The 5,525-nt window shown below is 66.8% G+C and carries 5 protein-coding genes and 1 pseudogene; 3 read left to right on the top strand and 3 right to left on the bottom strand.

Annotated features, from left to right (window positions below; genetic code table 11):
- Window positions 1-450, bottom strand: a 450-nt coding sequence (locus GTP69_RS30550) for a hypothetical protein (RefSeq protein WP_161058388.1), incomplete at its 3' end; no start/stop codon positions are given.
- A gap of 98 nt (window positions 451-548) precedes the next feature.
- On the opposite strand from GTP69_RS30550, the gene GTP69_RS30545 reads away from it, so the two are divergent.
- Window positions 549-1,142: an SET domain-containing protein gene (locus GTP69_RS30545; protein ID WP_161058387.1), complete on the top strand. Its 594-nt coding sequence runs from the start codon at window positions 549-551 to the stop codon at window positions 1,140-1,142.
- Here the strand turns inward: GTP69_RS30545 and GTP69_RS30540 are convergent.
- Both GTP69_RS30540 and GTP69_RS30535 read right to left on the bottom strand, forming a co-directional pair.
- Window positions 1,057-3,912 carry a bifunctional diguanylate cyclase/phosphodiesterase gene (locus GTP69_RS30540; RefSeq protein WP_161058386.1) on the bottom strand — a complete coding sequence of 952 codons (2,856 nt, stop codon included), beginning with the start codon at window positions 3,910-3,912 and terminating at the stop codon, window positions 1,057-1,059. The two genes, GTP69_RS30545 and GTP69_RS30540, sit on opposite strands and share 86 nt — an antisense overlap.
- A gap of 105 nt (window positions 3,913-4,017) precedes the next feature.
- Window positions 4,018-4,782: a spermine/spermidine synthase domain-containing protein gene (locus GTP69_RS30535; RefSeq protein WP_229261228.1), complete on the bottom strand. Its 765-nt coding sequence runs from the start codon at window positions 4,780-4,782 to the stop codon at window positions 4,018-4,020.
- A gap of 92 nt (window positions 4,783-4,874) precedes the next feature.
- On the opposite strand from GTP69_RS30535, the gene GTP69_RS30530 reads away from it, so the two are divergent.
- Both GTP69_RS30530 and GTP69_RS30525 read left to right on the top strand, forming a co-directional pair.
- Window positions 4,875-5,150, top strand: a complete 276-nt coding sequence (locus GTP69_RS30530) for a hypothetical protein (RefSeq protein ID WP_110848512.1) — start codon at window positions 4,875-4,877, stop codon at window positions 5,148-5,150.
- 25 nt (window positions 5,151-5,175) lie between these two features.
- Window positions 5,176-5,525, top strand: a pseudogene (locus tag GTP69_RS30525) (GGDEF domain-containing protein); the annotation flags it as partial.

The raw sequence follows: 5,525 nt of genomic DNA, 5'->3' as shown, positions 1-5,525 counted from the left end.
GCCGGCCGCCAGCGCCCGTTCCCGATACGGATCGGGCGTGGCGCGGTCCCACGCCAGCACCCGCTGCACCACCGCGCGCGCGCGCGCCGGATCGGCCTCGACCAGCGGCATGATCAGCGGCGCCTGCACCTGCTCGGTCAGCGACATCAGCTCCGGCCGCCAGTCGCGCTCGAACTGCAACTGGCGCGCCATGCGCAAGCGCATCGCCAGATACAAAAACGCCGCCTCATCCGCATTGCCGGCGTAGCGCTGATCGATGGCGGCCGAGATCAGCAGCGACGGCTCCAGCAGCGTCTGCGGCGAACGCAGGATGCCGTCGGCCGCGCGCTGCACGATCTGCGCATCGCACGACGCCAGCTGCGCCTGCACCACGGCGGGAATGGTCGGACTACCGGCCTGGACGGCGCCGGCGAGAGCAAGCAGGAAGAGGGCGGACAAGGTCGTTTTCATGCACCGTAGCGTACCAGCGATTGCCGCCGGCCTGATTCCAATTGAAACCTGCCAGGCGCTGTGGTTTAATCGAACGATTCCTGCTCAACGTGACCACCATGACCGACGCCAGTCTCCAGCCCGCTTCAGCCCCTCCACCTGCCTGCCGCGTCGAGCGCTCCTCGGTCCACGGCAACGGCGTGTTCGCCACCCGCGACATCCTCCCCGGCGAACGCGTGATCGAATACGCCGGCCGCGAAATCAGCTGGGACGAAGCGCAGGCGCGCGCCGCCGCGCAAGGCGGGCCGCACAACCACACCTTCTTCTTCAGCCTGGCCAACGGCAACGTCATCGACGGCGGCGACGCCGGCAATGACGCCCGCTTCATCAACCACTCCTGCGAGCCGAACTGCGAAGCCATCGAGGAAGAAGACGGCACCATCTTCATCTACGCGCTGCACGCCATCCTGCAGGACGAGGAACTCAGCTATTCGTACCCGCTGATTTACGAAGGCCGCCACACGCCGGCCATCAAGCGCGCCTTTGCCTGCCGCTGCGGCGCCGAGCAGTGCAGCGGCACCATGCTGGCGCCCAAGCCGCGCCAGCGCAAGCCGGCCGCGCCGCGCGTCAAGCCGGCTGAGCCAGCAATGAGCGCAGATCGCGTCCCTGGCTTAGCAGCACCTCAAAATCCGCCACCGGCAATGCCGGGCTGAAGTAATAACCCTGGATCTCGTCGCAGCCGTGGCGGCGCAGGTAGTCGAGCTGGGTGGCGGTCTCCACGCCCTCGGCGATCACGCGCAATTTGAGGTTGTGGGCCAGCGCGATGATCGACACCACAATCGCCGCCTCGTCGCCCTCGTGGATATCGCTGATGAAGGAGCGGTCGATCTTCAGCACATCGATGGGGAAATGGCGCAGATAGGAAAAACTCGAATAGCCGGTGCCGAAATCGTCGATCGACAGCGCCACCCCCAGCAGCTTGAGCTTGTGCAGCAAGCCCACCGCCTGCGTCACATCGTGCATGAACAGGCCCTCGGTCAGCTCGATGTCGAGGCAGGCCGGCGGCAGCCCCGTCTCGCGCAGCACCTCGGCGATCGACGCCACCAGCTGCGGTTCGCTGAACTGACGCGGCGACAGATTGACGGCGATCCGCAGCGGCCCATGGCCCGCATCCAGCCACAGCTTGGCCTGGGCGCAGGCGGTGCGCATCACCCACGCGCCGATCTGCACAATCAAGCCGGTCTCCTCGGCCAGGCCGATAAAGCGGTGCGGCGCCACCATGCCCAGCTCCGGATGCTGCCATCGCAAGAGCGCCTCCATGCCGACCACCCGGCCGCTCTGCAAATCCACCTGCGGCTGATAGTGCAGCACGAACTCCTGCCGCTCCAGCGCGCTGCGCAGCGCACTCTCGATGCGCAAGCGTTCGCGCGCCTCCTCGTTCATGGTCGGCTCGTAGAACTGGGTATTGTTGCGGCCCAGCTTCTTGGCGCGGTACATGGCGATGTCGGCATGCTCGATCAGGCGCTGGGCCGAGGTGCCGTCGGCGCCGTACACCGCCACGCCGATCGAACAGGTGACGAAGAACTCCTTGCCCTCCAACATCACCGGCTGCGTCACCGCGCGCATGATGCGCTGCGCCACATCGACCGACAGCGCCTGCTCCGGATACTCGGTCAAAATCGCCACGAACTCGTCGCCCGACAGCCGCGCCACCGTGTCGCTGGTGCGCACGCTGTCCTGCAAGCGCACGGCGACCGTCTTCAGTAATTGATCGCCGGCCTTGTGCCCCATGCTGTCGTTGACGAACTTGAAGCGGTCGAGATCGATCAGCATGACCCACAACGGCTTGCCGCTGCGGTTGGCGAAGGCCACCGCCTGGTGCAGCCGGTCCTGCAACAGCACCCGGTTGGGCAGGCCGGTCAGCACATCGTGGTGGGCGATGTGCTGGATGCGCTGCTCCGCCTGCTTGCGTTCGGTGATCTCGGTGCCGGTGCCCCGGTAGCCGCGGAACTGGCCCATGCGGTCGAACACTGGCTCGCCGCTGGTATTGAACCAGTGGGTCTGGCCGTCCAGCCCGACCAGCGAATATTCCAGGTTGGCGAACGGCAGATGCGCCGCCAGCAAGGCCTTGTGCTCGCGCCCCTGGCGGTGGTCCCACAGCGCCGGATGGGCGTCCCAGCGGGTCTTGCCGAGGAACAGCTGCGGGTCCTGCTTGCCCTTGTCGAAGAAACCGCCGGTGATATTGGTGAAGCGGAACTGCTCGTCCTGTTCCCAGTACCAGTCCGACGACAGCGCCAGCAGGCGGCGGAAACGGTGCTCGCTCTCCTGCAAGGCCTCCTCGGTGCGCTTGCGGGCGGCGACGTCGTCGGCCAGCTGCTCGTTGCTCAGCTTGAGCGCGTGGGTGCGCTCGTCCACCAGCCGCTGTACCCGGCTGGAACGCCGCGCCAGCGAATTGACGAAGGCCGCCGTCAGCAGCGAGAACAGCAGGCCGCCGACCAGCGTCGACAGCGAACCGATGTGGTGCGGCAGGAACGGCCTTGGCAGCGGCGTCACCTGCACATGCCACGACTTGCCGGCGGCGCTGAAGGTGCGCACATACGGCTCGCGGTAATCGAAGGCCAGCCAGCGCTGCAGCGAACGCGGCGCCGGCGCCTCGTCGCTGGCCTGGCCGCGCGCGTAGACCAGGTTGGCGGGGCGGATATCGTCGCCGATATACACTTGCAGCATCAATTCGCTGTCATCCAGCAGATCGGCCGCCAGCAGGATCTTCTGCACCAAGTCGGCCGAGCGGATGACGGCGCTGGTGTTGCCGACCCAGGCCGCGCGCCGCTGCGCCACCGTGCCCAGCTCGGCGCCGGTGCGGTAGACCGGCATCATCATCACAAAGCCTTGCTGCTGGGCGCGTTCCTGGGCCAGCCGCAGCAGCGGCGTGGTGCGCGCCTGGCCGCTGTCGACCGCCTCGCCGATGGCGCGCGCCATCACCGGCAGCGACGCCACGTCGAGGCCGAAGGCGGCCTCGTTGCCCTCCAGCGGCTCCAGGTAATCGACGATGACGTGCTGCGCGCGCGGCGCCAGCGGCTGATTGTTGGCGTCATGCAGCTGGTAGCCGGGAAAGCGCGCCTGCATCGCGGCCTGGTAGCGGCGCGCCCCGGCATCGTCCAGCACGCGGTGGAAATTGAAAGCTTGCACGAACGGATAACGTTCCAGCAGCGGCCGCGTAAAACTGGCGAACTGCTCGCGGTCGACCACGCCGACCGACTTGAACAGACCGTTGAGAATGGTGACCAGCTCCAGCGTATCGTCCATGCCACGGCGGATCGCCGCCGCCCGCATGTGGCCGCGCTGCTGGTAGCTGAGTTCCATCTTGCTGTATTCGAGCGCGCTGACGGCCACGAACAGCAGCCCGGTCACGGCGCAGCCGGTCAACAGAGTCAGGATGGCCGCCAGCGAGATCCGGGCGGACTTGCGGGAAGACGACGGCATGGCGCGCTTTCCTGATGACAGCATGGCTCGGCGCGGGCAGGGATGGGGACCGCAGGATTGCTAGCTAGTGTGTCACAAAAAATGCCGTGCGGACAGACTGGTGTGTTAAATAACCACGCCGCCGGCGCGTCCTGTCCAGCGCAATCGCAACACCACCCAGTGCGCCAGCAGCCAGTTCAGCAGCGGCAGCCGCAGCCCGCCGTGACGCGCCACGCGGCGCTGCATGGCCAGCGCCGGCGACGGCTCGCCGCCCTTGACGCCGAACACGATGCGGTTGTTGCCGGCGATACCGGTGAAGCCGCAGATGCGGCCCTGGAACGCCCGCCGCAGCCGCTTCAGCATGGCCGGATAGTGCGGATCGTAGCTGAACATATTCGCCACCAGCACGCCGCCCGGCCGCAGCGCGCGCTGGCAGTCGGCGTAAAAGCTGGCGCTGCCGAGCGCCGGCGGCAGGCCGTCGGCGTCGAACCCGTCGACCAGCAGCACATCGGCGCTGCGCGCCAGCGCCGGCATGTACTCGACCGCATCAGCCTGCACCACGCGAAAGCGGGCGTCGTCGCGCGGGATGGCGAACTGGTCGCGCAGCGCGATCACGGCCGGATCGAGCTCCAGTACCGTGATGCGCGACTGCGGCAGATAGCGGTAGCAGAACTTGGCCAGCGAGCCGCCGCCCAGCCCGACCATGACGATGTGCTGCGGCTGCGGCTGGAACAGCACAAAGCACATCATGGCGCGGTTATAGCTGAGCACCAGCTGGTCCGGGCGCGACAGGCGCATCTCGCTTTGCACCATGCCGGGCGTGAATTCCAGCCGGCGCGTGTTGCCAACGGTAAGCACTTGCGGCGATGGGCGGCGGGCGGGCGGGGTCAAGTTGTTTGGGGATGTGGATTTACGTGGGGAATCATAGTAGCATGGCGTTAGCACGGGCCAGCCCCTCGGCGGCCGACTTGGAGAGAGATACGATGTTTTTAGACCACCCTACGCTTACCGCCACCAACAGCTTCACCGAGCCGGACCGCCTGGAGCGCCTGTGCCGCGTCTACGGCTACGTGGCGGCGCTGGCCGACCTGGCCGGCAAGCAGACCTTTATTGAAAAAGTCAGCCAGCTGCACGACCACAAAGGCACGCTGATCGTGTTCTGGCACGACAGCCCGACCGAAGACGAAAAAGCCTTCTTCACCCAGGCCTGGTCCAGCAAAATGGGCGACGGCAGCACCAACGTCGAACACGAGGTCTGAGGCCCTGGACTGAGCGGCTGCGGTCATGGATATAAAAACCCTGGTATTGGCGCTGGCACTGGGCAATCTGAGCCTGTGCGCAGCGCTGTTCTTTTTTGAGGCCGGCGCGCGCCGCAGCGGCCAGACCGCGCGCATCCACGCCACCTGGATGTGGGCCAAGCAATGCCAGGCGATGGCCTGGTTCCTGTTGTATTTCCGCGGCGAGCTGCCCGATTTCCTGACCATTCCGGTGGCCAACGCCATTTTATTTGCCGGCTTCGCGCTGGACGCCTCGGCGCTGTGGGAGCAGGCCGGCCGCCGCGTGTGGCGCAACTACCTGGTGCCGGCGCTGGGCGCCGCCGTCGGCGTCTACGTCGCGGCCTGGCTGTTGCAGCT

The organism is Duganella levis (assembly GCF_009857605.1).
GTDB lineage: Bacteria > Pseudomonadota > Gammaproteobacteria > Burkholderiales > Burkholderiaceae_D > Rugamonas > Rugamonas levis.
Note: the sequence above shows the minus strand (reverse complement) of the source record. Positions and strands in the feature narration are given on the sequence as shown.

What these genes read in the sequence shown, in the direction of transcription:
- GTP69_RS30545 (WP_161058387.1), top strand. Translation starts at nt 549, where the DNA reads ATGACCGACGCCAGTCTCCAGCCCGCTTCAGCCCCTCCACCTGCCTGC.
- GTP69_RS30540 (WP_161058386.1), bottom strand. Translation starts at nt 3,912, where the DNA reads ATGCCGTCGTCTTCCCGCAAGTCCGCCCGGATCTCGCTGGCGGCCATC.
- GTP69_RS30530 (WP_110848512.1), top strand. Translation starts at nt 4,875, where the DNA reads ATGTTTTTAGACCACCCTACGCTTACCGCCACCAACAGCTTCACCGAG.